The sequence below is a fragment of the Halococcus salifodinae DSM 8989 genome, from assembly GCF_000336935.1.
Taxonomy (GTDB): Archaea; Halobacteriota; Halobacteria; order Halobacteriales; family Halococcaceae; genus Halococcus; species Halococcus salifodinae.
Genome location: NZ_AOME01000013.1, coordinates 212,139 through 226,786 on the forward strand (window position 1 = coordinate 212,139; position 14,648 = coordinate 226,786).

At 65.4% G+C, this 14,648-nt stretch carries 16 protein-coding genes; 11 read left to right on the top strand and 5 right to left on the bottom strand.

What is annotated here, in order from left to right; all coding sequences use genetic code 11:
• Nucleotides 1-9 precede the first annotated feature (9 nt).
• From icd to C450_RS02410, 6 genes are all read left to right on the top strand, one after another.
• The gene (icd, locus tag C450_RS02385) at nucleotides 10-1,257 is read left to right on the top strand and encodes an isocitrate dehydrogenase (NADP(+)) (protein ID WP_005039542.1); all 1,248 of its coding nucleotides are present in this window, start codon (nucleotides 10-12) and stop codon (nucleotides 1,255-1,257) included.
• 110 nt (nucleotides 1,258-1,367) lie between these two features.
• A complete protein-coding gene (locus C450_RS02390) occupies nucleotides 1,368-2,201 on the top strand; it encodes a proline dehydrogenase family protein (RefSeq protein WP_005039544.1) in 834 nt (277 codons plus the stop codon).
• A gap of 60 nt (nucleotides 2,202-2,261) precedes the next feature.
• On the top strand, nucleotides 2,262-2,867 hold the full coding sequence (locus tag C450_RS02395; RefSeq protein WP_005039546.1) for a DUF502 domain-containing protein: 606 nt from the start codon (nucleotides 2,262-2,264) through the stop codon (nucleotides 2,865-2,867).
• A 105-nt stretch (nucleotides 2,868-2,972) separates the two neighbouring features.
• The gene (gene pyrE, locus C450_RS02400; RefSeq protein ID WP_005039547.1) at nucleotides 2,973-3,494 is read left to right on the top strand and encodes an orotate phosphoribosyltransferase; all 522 of its coding nucleotides are present in this window, start codon (nucleotides 2,973-2,975) and stop codon (nucleotides 3,492-3,494) included.
• Nucleotides 3,495-3,837: 343 nt separating this feature from the next.
• Complete coding sequence (locus C450_RS02405; RefSeq protein ID WP_005039550.1) at nucleotides 3,838-4,977, top strand: arylsulfotransferase family protein; 1,140 nt, start codon at nucleotides 3,838-3,840, stop codon at nucleotides 4,975-4,977.
• 68 nt (nucleotides 4,978-5,045) lie between these two features.
• Nucleotides 5,046-5,303 carry a glutathione S-transferase N-terminal domain-containing protein gene (locus C450_RS02410; protein WP_005039552.1) on the top strand — a complete coding sequence of 86 codons (258 nt, stop codon included), beginning with the start codon at nucleotides 5,046-5,048 and terminating at the stop codon, nucleotides 5,301-5,303.
• Nucleotides 5,304-5,666: 363 nt separating this feature from the next.
• Here the strand turns inward: C450_RS02410 and C450_RS02415 are convergent, their stop codons facing one another.
• Entirely contained in the window at nucleotides 5,667-6,599 is a 933-nt protein-coding gene (locus C450_RS02415; RefSeq protein ID WP_005039554.1) for a branched-chain amino acid transaminase, read from the bottom strand.
• A 137-nt stretch (nucleotides 6,600-6,736) separates the two neighbouring features.
• Here C450_RS02415 and arcD point away from each other — a divergent pair, with 137 nt between their 5' ends.
• Nucleotides 6,737-8,179 carry an arginine/ornithine antiporter ArcD gene (gene arcD / locus C450_RS02420; RefSeq protein ID WP_005039555.1) on the top strand — a complete coding sequence of 481 codons (1,443 nt, stop codon included), beginning with the start codon at nucleotides 6,737-6,739 and terminating at the stop codon, nucleotides 8,177-8,179.
• Between the two features lie 61 nt (nucleotides 8,180-8,240).
• Here arcD and C450_RS02425 read toward each other — a convergent pair whose 3' ends face one another.
• Nucleotides 8,241-8,651 (bottom strand): CopG family ribbon-helix-helix protein, encoded by a 411-nt coding sequence (locus C450_RS02425; RefSeq protein ID WP_005039558.1) that lies wholly within the window; start codon nucleotides 8,649-8,651, stop codon nucleotides 8,241-8,243.
• Between the two features lie 100 nt (nucleotides 8,652-8,751).
• On the opposite strand from C450_RS02425, the gene C450_RS02430 reads away from it, so the two are divergent.
• Complete coding sequence (locus C450_RS02430) at nucleotides 8,752-9,531, top strand: HoxN/HupN/NixA family nickel/cobalt transporter (protein ID WP_005039560.1); 780 nt, start codon at nucleotides 8,752-8,754, stop codon at nucleotides 9,529-9,531.
• Here the strand turns inward: C450_RS02430 and ribB are convergent, their stop codons facing one another.
• Both ribB and C450_RS02440 read right to left on the bottom strand, forming a co-directional pair.
• Nucleotides 9,532-10,245, bottom strand: coding sequence for a 3,4-dihydroxy-2-butanone-4-phosphate synthase (gene ribB / locus C450_RS02435; protein ID WP_005039562.1), 714 nt, complete (start codon nucleotides 10,243-10,245; stop codon nucleotides 9,532-9,534).
• A complete protein-coding gene (locus C450_RS02440; protein WP_005039564.1) occupies nucleotides 10,242-10,946 on the bottom strand; it encodes a DUF120 domain-containing protein in 705 nt (234 codons plus the stop codon). The genes ribB and C450_RS02440 overlap by 4 nt, the downstream gene beginning before the upstream one ends.
• Nucleotides 10,947-11,134: 188 nt before the next feature.
• Between C450_RS02440 and argS the strand changes: the two genes are divergently transcribed.
• Complete coding sequence (gene argS, locus C450_RS02445; protein ID WP_005039566.1) at nucleotides 11,135-12,880, top strand: arginine--tRNA ligase; 1,746 nt, start codon at nucleotides 11,135-11,137, stop codon at nucleotides 12,878-12,880.
• A 2-nt stretch (nucleotides 12,881-12,882) separates the two neighbouring features.
• On the opposite strand, the gene C450_RS21995 is transcribed toward argS, so the two are convergent.
• The gene (locus tag C450_RS21995) at nucleotides 12,883-13,029 is read right to left on the bottom strand and encodes a hypothetical protein (protein ID WP_161606937.1); all 147 of its coding nucleotides are present in this window, start codon (nucleotides 13,027-13,029) and stop codon (nucleotides 12,883-12,885) included.
• A 93-nt stretch (nucleotides 13,030-13,122) separates the two neighbouring features.
• Between C450_RS21995 and C450_RS02450 the strand changes: the two genes are divergently transcribed.
• Nucleotides 13,123-13,734 carry a TetR/AcrR family transcriptional regulator gene (locus C450_RS02450; protein WP_005039568.1) on the top strand — a complete coding sequence of 204 codons (612 nt, stop codon included), beginning with the start codon at nucleotides 13,123-13,125 and terminating at the stop codon, nucleotides 13,732-13,734.
• Nucleotides 13,735-13,745: 11 nt separating this feature from the next.
• Nucleotides 13,746-14,648, top strand: a 903-nt coding sequence (locus C450_RS02455; RefSeq protein ID WP_005039569.1) for an MATE family efflux transporter, incomplete at its 3' end; no start/stop codon positions are given.

The window sequence follows — 14,648 nt, forward strand, 5'->3', positions numbered from 1 at the left end:
TGTGATGATATGAGCTACGATCGAGTCGAGGTACCCGACGCGGGCGAGCGCATCGAAGCCGCCGGCAGCGACGAGTTCGACGTTCCCGACGAGCCGATCATCCCGTTCATCCACGGCGACGGCATCGGTCGCGACGTCGCACCCGCCGCCCAGCGAGTGCTGGGAGCCGCTGCCGAGGCCACAGGACGCGAGATCCACTGGATGCGACTCTACGCCGGCGAGGCCGCCCGCGAGCGCTACGACGAGAACCTCCCTGAGGACACCCTGAAGGCGCTCCGGGAGTTCAACGTCGGGATCAAGGGCCCGCTCACGACCCCTGTCGGCGCGGGCTTTCGCAGCCTGAACGTCGCGCTCCGCAAACGCCTCGATCTCTACACCAACGTCCGGCCGACGTTCCACATCGACGGCGTCCCCTCACCGGTATCCGACCCGGGCGCGATGGACATGGTCAACTTCCGGGAGAACACCGAGGACGTGTACGCCGGCATCGAGTGGGAGGCCGGCACCGACGAGGTCGAGCAGGTTCGAGAGTTCGTCGAGGACGAGATGGATTTCGACGAGTCGATCCACGAGGGCGCGGTGGGGATCGGCGTCAAACCCATCACCGAGTTCGGCACCAAACGCCTCGTCCGGAAGGCGATCGACTACGCGCTCGATCACGACCGCGACTCGGTCACGCTCGTTCATAAAGGAAACATCATGAAGTTCACCGAGGGCGCGTTCCGTGACTGGGGCTACGAGGTCGCAGAGGAGGAGTACGGCGACGAGGTCATCACCGAGGACACCCTCTGGGAGGACGAGGACGGTGACGCACCCGAGGACACGCTCGTGGTCAACGACCGGATCGCGGACAACATGCTCCAGCAGATCCTCACTCGCACGAGTGACTACGACGTCCTCGCGATGCCGAACCTCAACGGCGACTACCTCTCGGACTCCGCCGGCGCACAGATCGGCGGGCTCGGGATCGCGCCCGGCGCGAACATCGGCGACGGCCGGATGGTCGCCGAACCCGTCCACGGCTCCGCGCCGAAACACGCCGGCAAGGACAAGGCCAACCCGACCGCACTGATCCTCTCGGGCCGCATCCTGTTCCAGGAGATCGGGTGGAACGACGCCGCCCAGAAGATCTACGACGCCGTCGAGGCCACCATCTCCTCGAAGCAGGTCACCTACGACATCCACCGGCAGATCGAGGGCGGCGAGAAGCTCGCCACCAGCGAGTTCGCCGACGTCATCGTCGACAACATCGAGTAGCTCTCGTCGCTCGACTCACCGGTTCGATTCTCGACGAGCAGCCAGATCGGTGGGAACCGACCCGATCGCAGAGCGGAACTGCTATTGACCGCCCGGCAAGAATTGCGCGCATGATCCCGCCGATCGCCAGTCGGTTCGTCGCGGGCGAGACCCCGGCCGAACTCTTGGAACACGTCAGCCAGCTCGAAGAAAAGGGTGTCAGAACCATCTGCAACCGGCTCGGCGAGCACTACGAGCAGCCCGAGCCGGCACGCGAGGACCGCGACGCCTACTGTGACCTCCTCGCGGACATCGACAACGCGGGGCTCGGGGCGTGTATCTCGGTCAAACCCTCACAGATCGGACTCGGGATCGGCGAGGAGACGTTTCGAGAGAACCTCGGGGCCATCGTCGATCGGGCGGCCACCCACGGAAAGTTCGTCTGGATCGATATGGAGGACCATCCGACGACCGACGCCACGCTCGACGCCTACGCCGATCACGCCACGGAGTACGAGCGGGTCGGGGTCTGCGTCCAGGCGAACCTGAAGCGGACCCCCGAAGACCTCCGCCGGCTGGCGGACCTGCCGGGGAAAGTCCGACTCGTGAAGGGCGCGTACGACGAGCCCGCGGCGATCGCCCACCGAAAGAAGTCGGGGGTCAACGAGGCCTACCGCGACTGTCTCGATCTGATGTTCGAGGAGTTCGACGGCGGGATCGCGGTGGGGAGTCACGATCCCGCGATGATCGAGCACGCAACCCGCCGCCACGAGGAGCTCGGGACGGACTTCGAGATACAGATGCTGATGGGAGTACGCGAGGAGGCCCAGATCGAACTCGCCGAGGAGTACGACGTCTGGCAGTACGCCCCTTACGGCGGGAAGTGGCTGTCGTACTTCTACCGCCGGACGATGGAGCGAAAGGAGAACCTCACGTTCGCGCTCCGGGCGATCGTGGGGCGGTAGCACGGCGGAGCAGCCGAGCAGGGGAAGCGCTCATTACGGTCGGGGGTGACCGTCGAACAAATGGCCTCCTGGAAGCGCGACGCCACGAGTGGGCTGATCGTGCTCGTACCAGTCATCGTCACGCTCTACGTCATCGCGTTCATCTACAACGCCATCGCGACGCTGCCGTTCATCGAAAGTATCCAGCCGGGATGGGTTCGGGTTCCGCTCACGCTGATCCTGTTCGCCCTGTTGGTGTTCGCGATCGGGTATCTGATGCGCACGGCCACGGGACCGCTGGTCGAAGGGGCGATCGACGACGTGATGAACAGTCTTCCGGGGCTCCGGGTGGTGTACAACGCCTCGAAGATGGCGGTCGAGACCGCGGTCACGGGCACCGGCGATCTCCAGGCCCCAGTGAAGCTCGAAACCTGGAACGGAATGCGGATGACGGCGTTCAAAACCGGTAAGCGGACCGAGGACGGCCGCGACGTACTCTTCCTCCCGACCGCTCCCAACATCACCACCGGGTTCGTGATCGAGGTCGAGCCGGACGAGTACACCGAGACCGACGAGCGCGTCGAGGACGCGCTGACCCGGGTCCTGAGCGCGGGGTTCGGCGAGACTGGCGAGGACATCGGCGTGTCGATCAACGTCACCGAAGAGCCGGCAAAAACCGACGACTGACCCGAACAACAAGAGAGTGACGACGCGTCCCTGATGACAGTGAACGTCGTCGTTCGTCCCCTGCGCTCCGCGCCGCTTATGGTAGGGCCCGTTCGACCGAAACACATGACCGATCGCGACCTCATCGACGCGCTTCAGAGAGCTGACGCCGTCGAGTTCGGCGAGTTCGAACTCTCCCACGGCGGCACGAGCGAGTACTACGTCGACAAGTACCGCTTCGAGACCGACCCTCACTGCCTTTCGACGATCGCGGCGGCGTTCGCCGAGCGACTCGACGAGTCGAAACTCGCGGGCGTCGCGCTCGGGGCCGTCCCGCTGGTCGCCGCGACGAGCGTCGAGACCGACACGCCGTACGTGATCGTGCGGAAAGAACAGAAGGAGTACGGCACCGGAAACCGGATCGAGGGCGAGCTGGCCGGCGGGGAGTCGGTCGTCGTTCTCGAAGACATCGCCACCACCGGCAAAAGCGCGCTGTCGGCCGTCCGTGCGCTCCGCGAGGCCGGTGCGAGCGTCGATCAGGTGCTCGTCGTCGTCGACCGCGAGGAGGGCGCGCGCGAAACGCTCGCTGAAGCGGACGTCGACCTCACGTCGCTCGTGACGGCCTCGGCGTTGCTCGACGACGCCTGACCGGCCGGAGCGGACCACAAGCGCTTCAACCGCCGGTCGGTGTGTCGGGATATGGACCTCCCGCCACGGCGGTGGCTCCTTCGGGGTATCCCTGTCTCTTATACACATCTCTGATGGNTCTTCGAGGCGTTGTACACCACCCGGAGCGGTCGAGCAGCCCGCGAACGGATCGACGGTCGTCAGCGTCCAGGGGTTTCACTTTCAGGGCGTCGGTAACGCGAAGAAGCCGGCACGGCTGGCTTCGGCCGGGCCGCGTGCCGCAACCGAGTGGGTCTACGACGGCTCGAAACGGAACGCGCGCTGGTTCTACGACGTCGATCCGCTTTCCAATGGGAACCTGCTGGTGACGTCGACAGTACCGAACGAGACGGTGGTGTTCGAGCTCGATCCAGATAGTCGAGAACGGGTCTGGACCGAACGCTTCGACGCCGAGGACACCCACGACGTCGACCTGATCAACGGCGATCAGCTGCTCGTCGCCAACATGCGCGAGTACAACGGAAGCTCCGGCGTGAGCAACGATCGGCTGTTCGTTTACGACCGAGGCACGGACGAGGTGATCTGGGAGTGGCGATTCAGAGAGCACTATCCGAATTCGACCGACGGCGGTTTTTCCGAAGACTGGTCACACGTCAACGACGTCGACAAGATCGGTGACGGGAAGTATCTCGCCTCGCCGCGGAACTTCGACCAGACGATCGTGATCGACCGCTCGACCGGGAATATCACGATGCGGCTCGGACAGGATGGGGAGTTGGGAACGCTGTTCGAACAGCACAACCCCGACTACCTCGAAAGCGAGAACGGCACCCCCACGATCCTCGTGGCCGACAGCGAGAACGATCGGATCGTGGAGTACGCCCGCGTCGACAGTCCCGGCAACGACACCGGGTGGAAACGGACGTGGGAGCTGTCGGGCGGGTTCAACTGGCCGCGCGACGCCGATCGACTTCCCAACGGTAACACGCTCGTGACGGATTCGCTCAACCACCGGGTGGTCGAGGTCACGCCCACGGGCGAGGTCGTCTGGGAGTACAGCGCGCCGTGGGCTCCCTACGACGCGGAACGGCTCAGTGCGGCCGAGACGGGCAGAGCGGACGGGGCGAACAGGACGGCGGCGACGAACGCAACGAACGCCTCGATCGGCGGTTCGCACGGACCGACAATGGGCGACCAGAACGTCACCGGAAGCTACGAACTCTCGGGCGGTGCAACGGGGGAGCCAGCGGACGGCGAACGGTTCTCGACGTGGGTCGCGTCGGTGGCCGCGGGGACGCCGGTGGCCGAGGAGATCGGATCGATCGCCGAACGGTACGCCCACGTCACGCCCTTTTTCCGGCCGGTGTGGCTGTCGAGCTGGGCGTTCGCCGCCCTCCTCGGTGCGGTGCTCGTCGCGCTTCCGTGGACGCTCGGCGAGGGGCTCTATCACCGCGAGCGCATCCGCCGCACGGTCGCTCGCGCCCGCTCGCGGCTGTTGCAGTGAGCGTGGCTGGGCGGGCGGGGCGCACACCACCGGAGACCTCTTGAATCCGTGTCGCCTATCAACTGTCGATGTCGAACCTCGAACTCTACGAGCTGGAGGGCTGTCCGTACTGCGCGAAGGTGAAAGACAAACTCGCCGACCTCGACCTCGACTACGACTCGCACATGGTGCCGAGCTCCCACAGCGAGCGCACCGAAGTCGAGGAGGTCAGCGGTCAGACCGGTGTCCCTGTCTTGGTTGACCCCGAGCACGGCGTCGACGGAATGTCGGAATCCGACGACATCGTGAACTATCTCGACGAGACCTACGGCCAGAGCGCGGCGTAGACCGTCCACTTCGGTTTTTAATCGTTCGCTGTCGTATCATCGATAGCGGCGCAGCTACGGACCTGGCGTCCCGACGAACAGAGTGAGTCGGGGCTCGGGAGAGCGTTGCTCTCCCGGTGGATGAAGGGCGAGCGTCGGGCGGTGCGAACGGAGTGAGCACCGCCGAACGCACGAACGGGGAGGAACGACCCGTGAGCGACCGCAGGGGAGCGAGGGCTTCGGCGGTGTTGTGCGGTTGCGGAGAGCGCCAGCAACCCTACCGCGAGCGAACGAAGTGAGCGAGCGGGTGTTTTTGATGACCGTTTTTGCAAGGGGTTGAGCGCGCGAGCGGAGCGAGCGTGCGATCCCCCGCAGTAAAAACGTTCAGATGTAGGTGAACCACTCGTCGTGGTCGTCGGTACGGCGCTCGACCACTTCGAAGAAGCGCGACTGGAGCTCCTCGGTGACGGGACCGCGCTCGCCAGCGCCGATCGTGACGTCGTCGACGGTCTTGATGGGGGTGACTTCGGCCGCCGAGCCGGTGAAGAAGAGCTCGTCGGCGGTGTAGAGCTCGCCGCGGCTGATCGCCGAGTCCTCGTGGACCTCGTAGCCCGCCTCCTCGGCGAGTTCGATCACGGTCTGGCGGGTAATGCCGTCAAGGATGGATTCGGCGAGGCCTGGCGTGTAGATCGTGTCGTCACGCACGAGAAAGAGGTTCTCGCCGGGACCCTCGGCGACGTTGCCCTCCTTGTTCAGTACGATGGCCTCGACGTAGCCGTTTCGTCGGGCCTCCTCGCCGGCGAGCATCGAATTCACGTACAGACCCGTGGTTTTGGCGTTCGTCGGGATCTGACTGGAGGCGTGTTTGCGCCAGGAGGACACCATCACGTCGACGCCGTTTTCGAGCGCATCCTCGCCGAGATACGTGCCCCACGGCCAGCACGCGATCGCGACCTGGGTGGGACAGTCTTGTGGGCTCACTCCCAGACTGTTGTAGCCGTAAAAGGCGATCGGACGGATGTAACACGACTGGAGGTCCTGGCGCTCGATGAGTTCGTGGGTAGCGTCGGTGAGCTCCTCCGGAGAGAACTCGATATCCATGTCGTACGGCTTCGCGGAGTCGTAGAACCGATCGAGATGCTCGTCCCACCGGAAGATCGCCGGCCCGCGCTCGGTGTCGTAACACCGGATACCCTCGAACACGCCCGAGCCGTAGTGGAGACCGTGGGTCAGCACGTGGATCTGGGCGTCGTCCCAGTCGACGAACTCGCCGTCCATCCAGATCGTGTCGACGTCCATGTCGTCGAAGCCACTCATACCCACAGAATCGATCGGCCACGTCTTAAAACCACGAGTGACGGTTCGGGCAACGCTTGCCGGCCCACACGCACCAAAAATTCCCTACAGTAATTCAATCGAGCGTCTTAATTACCTCCGAGAATTACTTGGTGGCGATGAGTGATTTCGCACCGCTCGAGTATGCGGACATCGACCCGTCGCGGCGGCCGAGCCTCGCCGAGGCGCTCGTGCCGGTCGGCGCGGTCGTTCTCGCCCTCGGGATCGGGTCGGGCTATCTCGGACTCGCACCACACGGACCGCTGCTCTGGGCCATCGCCTTTACGGGGCTGTTCGCCCGGTATCGGCTGGGCTACGACTGGGACGGCGTCTACGACGCCGCCGCGAGCGGCCTCCGGATGGGGCTGCAAGCGATCTTGATCCTGTTCGTGATCTACGGGCTCATCGCGACGTGGACGAGCGCCGGGACCATCCCCGGATTGATGTACTACGGACTCGGCCTGCTCTCGCCGACGATCTTTCTTCCTGTCGCAGCGGTCCTCGCCGCGATCGTGGCGTTCGCCGTCGGCTCCTCGTGGACCACTGTAGGAACGCTCGGGGTAGCCTTCCTCGGAATCGGTGAAGGGCTCGGTGTCCCCGCACCGATGACCGCGGGGGCGATCGTCTCCGGCGCATACGCTGGCGACAAGCAGAGCCCGCTTTCGGATACGACGAACCTCGCGGCCGCGGTCACCGACACCGACCTCTACGATCACATCACCGCGATGCGACTCGGCACGCTCGTCGCATTCGGCCTCTCGGTGCTCGCGTACGCTGCACTCGGCGTGGTCGCCGTCACGGGCGCGGGGGCGGACGTCGCCGCGATCAGCGATCCGCTCGCCGCGACGTACGCGCTCGGCCCGCTCGTCTTCCTCCCACTACTGGTCACGTTCGGACTCGCGATCGCCGGCTATCCGGCGCTCCCGGCGCTCGTCGCGGGTGTCTTCGCCGGCGCGCTCACCACGATCTTCACCCAGGGCGCGTCGTTCACCCGCGCGTGGGAGGTGTTCCTGAACGGCACCGCCCCGGAGACGGGCAGCGAGGTCGTGAACGGCCTGCTCGCGACCGGCGGGATCGCCGGCTCGGCGTGGACCATCGCGGTCGTCGTCGCCGCGCTCTCGCTCGGCGGGCTACTCGAACGCACGGGGATTCTCGCGACGCTCGCCCATCACCTCGCGGCGGCGATCCGGTCGCCAGGCTCACTGGTCGCGGGCACCGGTGTCGCCGCGATGGCGACCAACGCGTTCTCGGCCCAGCAGTACATGAGCATCGTCGTCCCAGGAATGAGCCTCCGGAGTCTCTACGACGAGTACGACCTCGAAACCACCGACCTCTCGCGTGCGGTCGAGGCCGCCGGCACGCCCTCGGGGCCGCTCTTCCCGTGGCACGCCGGTGCGGTCTACATGGCGGGCGTGCTCGGCTTCGCGACCTCGTGGACGTTCGTCCCGTACTACTTCTTCGGCTTCCTCTCGCCGCTCGCACTGTTCGTGATGGCGTACACGGGCCACGGCGTGACTCGGTCGACCGCGCAATCCGACGCCGCAGCGCCCGCGGACGACTAGTCCTTCCAAGCACTCGACTCGTAGTTGTTGCCGGGCTGGGTATCATCGAGCGTGATCGGGATTACTCGTTCGCCGTGGGCGCGTGCTCCGGCTGAAGGAACAGTACGTTGACGCGACCAACGGCATCGAAATCGCGGAGCTGATAGACGAGCTCGCGAACCCGTGGCGCCGGCCCCTGGCAGAAAACCGTTTCGAGGCACCACTCGCCGTGATGCATGTGGTGGGTCGTTTCGATGACCGACTCGAACTCGTGCTGGATCGTATGGAGTTCGCCGATGACGAGAGTGTGTTCGTAATCGAAGGCGAGTGCGGCGACGACAGTTCCCTCCAACCCTTCGAGACCGGTGTGGCGCTCGATATACTCCTGCATCGCCTCACGAACGGCGCGAGAGCGCGATTCCAGCTCTTCGTTCTGCCACGTCTCGTCGAACGCGTCGAGAACCTCCCCCGGAACGTTGAGGCTCGTTCGCATCGGCGACCGTTTGGGTGGCGTCGGATATGAACCCCGTTATTACGAACCCGCCGGCTCGACCATAACAACCCCTATCAACCGGTGTTCCACAGGTGGTCGTATGGCAAACGGGGTGGTGGGACTCGCGCTCGGGGCGAGCGCGCTCGGCCTGGTTCACGGGCTTGCGCCGGGTCACGGCTGGGCGATCGCCGCGAGCTATGCGCTCGACAAGCCGAACAAGTGGTTCTACGGCGCGGCGTCGAGTCTCATCCTCGGCGTCGGCCACCTCGTCAGCAGCATCGCGATGGTGCTGCTCTACTTCTTCGCGCTCTCGTACTTCGATCTGACGCAGATCGGGTGGATGAACTACGTTGCGGGCGCGATGTTGATCGGGCTCGGAATCTGGCAGTATTTCAACGGTCACGACCACACCACCGAGGAACACGACGATTCCGACGAGGATCATCACGAGCACGAACACGGCCACACTCACGACCACGAGCACAATCACGCTGACACCGAAGATTCTGGCTGGATCGTTCGGCTCCGTGGAGTGCTGCCGTTCGTTGGCGACTCGGGCCACTCACATTCACATGACCCTGCCGAGGAGGGAGCGGATCGCGGGCTCTACGGGATGGCGGCGCTCGCGTTCGCGCTCGGGTTCGCCCACAACGAGGAGTTCGACATCATCGCGATCTGTACGGGATCGAGCTACTGCCTCGAACTCATGCTCCTCTACGCGATTTCGGTCATCGTCTCGCTCGTCGGGATCACCCTCCTCCTCGTGGCGGGTTACGAGCGCTACGAGGAGCGTCTCGAACGCTACACCGAGTACCTGCCGGCGGTCACGGCGGCGATCCTCGTCGTGATGGGTATCGGGTTCATCGCCGGGGTGTTCTGACTACCCGAGGCGATCGACGAGCGCACTCCCCTCGACGTAGACAAGGTCGTGCTCCTCGGCGTACGTCTGCGCATCCGTCGGCGCGAGCGCGCCACCCGCATCGTCGAGCATCTCACAGACCACGGCCGCAGGCGCGCGGTCGGCGGCCGCCGCGAGAGCGAGCGCGAGTTCGGTGTGGCCGCGACGGCCGGCGAGGAGGTCGGGCGCACCGCGGAGGAGGTGGACGTGGCCGGGCACGCGAAACGTCGCGGCGAAGTCGGTGTCGTCGGGTGCGGCGGCCGCCCGGCCGAGCGCGGTGATCGTCAGCGCCCGGTCGTCGTCGGTGATCCCCGTGTAGGTGTCACGGTGGTTCGCCGTGAGCGAGAAGGATGACCGATCACCGTAGGCCAGCGCGTCGCCGTCGGCCGCTGGATGATCGACGATCTCCCGCGTGAACGGGAGGTCGAACGCGCTCGCCACGCCATCGGAGAGCGCGACGCAGACGAGGCCGCCGGCGTCGTTCCGGAGTCGGGCGACCGCGTCGGGCGTGACCGCGCCGGCGGGGTAGATCAGGTCGGTCTCGCCCTCGCGGTCGGCAGCGTCGTGGACGAGGACGGGGTCGCCGCGCGCGAACGCCGCGATCGTGCGTTCCGCTGGGTCCGCGGATTCGCTGGATTCGTTGGATTCGGCCGCCTCACCCACTTCGGCAGCATGTTCGGTCGTCCGCGAGGTCACGCTTCACCCTCGATTCGGACGGTCACGCGATCCCCATCGTCGAGCTCGAGCGCCTCACGGAGCTTGTCGGGGGCGATCACTTCGAGCTGGTCCTCGTCGTGGTGGGTGCGCTCGGGCGCGATGACGTGGGCACGGTCGTAGTTCTCGTCCGCTGTCTCGACGGTCGCAGGATAGCAGACGGCGGGGCCGTAGGTGCGGTCGTCGTCCTCCCAGCCATCGATGCCGATCGGATCGATCCCGGCGAGCGCCGTGCGCGACCGGATGCTCTCGTCGGTGAGGTCGACGTTCAACGTGCCGGGATACGGCTCGTAGCCCAGCCGCTCTTCGAACTGTTCGGCGTAGCCGGGCAGCGTGATGTAGTGGCGGCCCTCGCCCATCCCGCCGGTGACGCTCCCTGCGAGTTCGACCGTGAGCCCCTCCTCGAAGATGCGTCGGTAGGCGGCGTACGCCTCGCGGAGATCGCGTTCGCCCGCCGGCGTGATCGCGACCCACTGGCCGTCGTTCACGGTCTCGCGCGTGAGGAAGTCGGCGTCGTCGAGACGCTGGAGCCGGCGCGAGGCGGTCTGGTTCGAGGCGTCGAGGTCGGCCGCGAGGTTCGCACACGAGACCTTGATCTCGCCGTCGAGCGCGCCGCGAAGCGCCAGCAGCTTCAGCGTGGCGAGCTCGTCGTTCCCGACCGCGCGCTCGGTTGCCGTCGACATACACCCGATTCGGGGACCATCCCGCATAAGCGTATCGGACGTGTTACGCATCACGAAATCGTGATGGTGTTCGACTCCAGATCCGTGACGTGATCGATCGATGGAACGGGCGGCGGGTAAACCCGTTGGCTCGGGGTCGTTACGGTCGAACCCAACAGCCCTATGTCGGCCGCCGGGAAACGGCGAGTATGTTCCTCTCGCTTCGCGACGACGTCGCTGCGGCGCTCTCCGAGGCGCTCGCAGCGCTCGACGTCGACACGACCGACCTCGGTATCGAGGAACCACCCGAGAACGTCGACGCCCCGCTCGCCTCTAGTGTGGCCTTCCGGCTGGCCGCAGAGCGCGGTGCACCCCCGCCCCAGGTGGCCGAGGAGGTCGCCGACACGCTCGACACGACGGGCTACGAGTATCTCGATCGGGTCTCTCTCGCGGGGCCGTACGTCAACTTCCACCCCTCGAAAAACTACTACGACGACACGCTCGCGGCCGCCGGCGACGACGGCTACGGTCGACTCGATCCGAAAGAGGAGTCGGTCGTGGTCGAACACACCAGCGCGAACCCCACAGGACCAGTCCACGTCGGTCGGGCACGCAACCCCATCATCGGTGACGCGGTCGCGAACGTCCTCGATTTCGCTGGCTACGACGTCACTCGCCACTACTACGTCAACGACGCCGGTCGCCAGATGGCCGTGTTCACGTGGGCCTACGAGACGTTCGACGAGGACGACCTTCCCGACCCCGAGCGCCCTCGCGCGGACTACGACCTCGTGCGCTACTACCGGAAGGGCAACGCATACCTCGAAGCGGCGAACGACGACGAGCGCGAGGCCGCCGAGGACGAGATCCAGTCGATCCTTCAGGGGCTTGAAGCGGGCGACGAGGCGACCTTCGAGCGGGTGAACGAGGTCGTCGAGCCGATGCTCGGTGGAATGGGATCGTCGCTCGAACGGCTGCCCGTGACGTACGACGAGTTCGTTCGTGAGACGCGGTTCATGCGCGACGGCTCGATGGACGAGATCGTCGAGCAGCTCAAAGACACCGAGAACGCGGTCTACGAGGAGGACGCGTGGCAGCTCGACCTCCCCGACTTCGAGAAGAAGCTCGTCTTCCTCCGTTCCGATGGGACGAGCCTCTACACCACCCGCGATCTCGCCCACCACGAGTGGAAGTTCGACAACTTCGATCACGCGGTCACGGTGCTCGGCGAGGACCACAAGCTCCAGGCCGAGCAGCTCCGGGGAGCGCTCGACCTGCTCGGCAACGACACCGACCAGCTCGAATCCGTGTACTACTCGTGGGTCAACCTTCCGGAGGGCGGCATGAGCACCCGCGCGGGCACCGGCGTCGATCTCGACGACCTGCTCGACGAGTCGATCGCCCGCGCGCGCGAAGAAGTCGAATCCAGACTCGACGACCGGATCCGAAACGACGACCTCACCGAGGACGATGTCGAGCGGATCGCCCGCCAGGTCGGCCTCGGCGCGGTCCGATACGACATCGTCTCCAAGCAGCCCACGAAGGCGATCACCTTCGAGTGGGATCGCGCGCTCGATTTCGAGGCCCAGTCCGCGCCGTACGTCCAGTACGTCCACGCCCGGACCTGCGGAATTTTGGACGAAGCGAACGACGTCCCGGCTCTCGACAGCGTGGATGCGAGCACGCTCACGACGCCCGAAGAGCGCGCGCTGCTCGACGTGATCGCTCGGTTCCCGGCCGTAATCGAGAGTGCGGCCGACGAGCTCGCCCCGCACGTGATCGCCACCTACACGAGAGAGTTCGCCGAACGGTTCAACGCCTTCTATCGGGAGTGTCCCGTGCTCGACGCCGAGGAGGAGACCCGGACGGCACGGCTGGCGCTGGTGGCCGGTGCGAGGACCACGATGGCGAACGCACTCGGCCTCCTCGGGGTGGCTGCACCCGAATCGATGTGAACTCACACGGAACGAATCGGCGCGACCGATGGCGGCTGGCTTTCGTCACAGTCCGTGCCAGCAGCCGCTGAGACGTCGGCCAGGGGTTCGCCGTCGCTGGCGAAGAGCGTCGTCGACTCGGCAAGCGTGTGGTGGTGGGCGTCTCGCACAGGAACAGGACGGTGCGCCACCATTCAAAAACTTTTTAACTGACTGGTTAGTCATTTCGGTAAGAGCTGACTGACCAGTCAGTATCATCGATCATGTCCGACACGACGACCGACGAGACCGCAGCAGAGATCATGGACGGGACCTACCGCGCGCTCTGTGAGCACGGCTACGCCGCCCTCCGGATGCAGGACATCGCCGACGAGACCACCAAGAGCAAGGCCGCCCTCCACTACCACTACGACAGCAAGCACGACCTGTTGCTGTCGTTTCTGGACCACCTGATCGCCGACTTCAGCGAAAAGCTGGGCGAGGCCGAAGGCGAGACTCCGCCGGACCGCTTGCGGGATTTCGTCGGGCAACGGCTCACCGCACGCGATCGGGAGGCCCACCAAGAGTTCCAGACCGCCATCCTCGAAATCAAGGCCCAGGCTCCCTACGAAACGGCCTATCGTGACCGCCTCGAACGCTTCGATGAGCATCTCCACGCGTTCCTGCGTACCATTCTGGCCGAGGGAGTCGCCGAGGGGTACTTCGACGCAGCCCTCGATCCCGATCGGATCGCGGATTTCTTCGTGACGACGATCGACGGGGCCGAGACCCGCCACGTCGCCGTCGAGCAGCCGATCGAGGACGCCCGTGAGTACCTGCTCGATCACATCGACGAGACGCTGGTGATCGGGCCCGAGGAGGTCACCGCGGAGTGAGCCTTCGAAGCATGCTGGGCGGGCTGTTCAAGTCCCGCGAGGAGTTCGATCTGACCGAGGGCGGCATCGGAAAGCCGCTGTTCTATCTCTCCTTGCCGATCATCGTCCAGAACCTCTTCCAGACCGCCTACAACCTCGGGGACACGTTCTGGCTCGGCCAGTTCGACACGACCGCGCTGGCCGCGATCAGCTTCGCGTTCCCGATGGTGTTCTTGTTGATCTCGCTCGCGCTCGGGCTCTCGGTGGCCGGCAGCGTGCTCGTCGCCCAACACACCGGAGCCGGACGGGAACGGAAAGCCGAACATGCCGCCTCACAGACGATCAGCTACGCGATAATCGCCTCGCTCGTCCTCGGCGTGATCGGCTACTTCTTCGTCGACGAGTTCCTCGTGGTGCTCGGTGCGGGGCCCGATATCGCGCCGCTGGTCGAGGAGTACATGCAGGTGTACTCGATCGGTCTCGTGGCCGTCTTCGGCTTCGCCGTGTTCATGGCGCTGATGCGTGGGTACGGCGACACGCTCACGCCGATGTACGTGATGGCGGGTTCGGTCGTCATCAACATCGTGCTCGACCCGATCCTCATCTTCGGCTTTCAGAACAACCCGCTGTTCGGGCTGCTCGGCGCTCGTGGCCTCGAAACGTGGCTGTTCGCCCTCACGAGCTACACCGGATCGGGGATCGGCGGGGCCGCGATCGCAACGGTGTTCGCCCGGGCGCTCGCGTTCGGGGTCGGCCTCGTCATCATGTTCCGGGGGAATCGTGGCGTCAAGATCCGACTGCGCCAGATGATTCCGGGTCGTTCGTTCGCGCGCAAAGCCGTCGATATCGGCGTTCCCGCCTCGGTCGAGGGGACGGCGCGCTCGCTGTCGATCAACCTGCTCCTGTTCCTGTCTCTTATACACATCTCTGAGCGG